Annotated in this window: 1 protein-coding gene; it reads right to left on the bottom strand. The window is 58.5% G+C overall.

Going from position 1 to position 270, the window contains the following annotated elements:
• Positions 1–270 (bottom strand): transglycosylase domain-containing protein (locus NCR39_RS11955; RefSeq protein ID WP_250452385.1); only part of this gene is annotated, 270 nt, incomplete at both ends.

Below are 270 nucleotides of genomic sequence, written 5' to 3'. Positions count from 1 at the left end.
CTTCAGATCCTTGCCGAAATAGACCCGCGCCGCGCTCGCGAAACCATACGCGCGCTGCCCGAGATAGATCTGATTCATATAGACCTCCAGAATCTGATCCTTCGTCAACGCGCGCTCGATCTTGTACGCGAGCAGCATTTCATAAATCTTGCGCGTGTAGGTCTTCTCGCTCGACAGGAAAAAATTGCGCGCGACCTGCATCGTGATCGTGCTCGCGCCTTGCGACGCGTGGCCGTTGGTCAGGGCGACCGAGCCCGCGCGCAGAATGCC

The organism is Caballeronia sp. ATUFL_M2_KS44, assembly GCF_023630965.1.
In the GTDB taxonomy this organism is placed as follows: domain Bacteria; phylum Pseudomonadota; class Gammaproteobacteria; order Burkholderiales; family Burkholderiaceae; genus Caballeronia; species Caballeronia concitans.
Note: the sequence above shows the minus strand (reverse complement) of the source record. Positions and strands in the feature narration are given on the sequence as shown.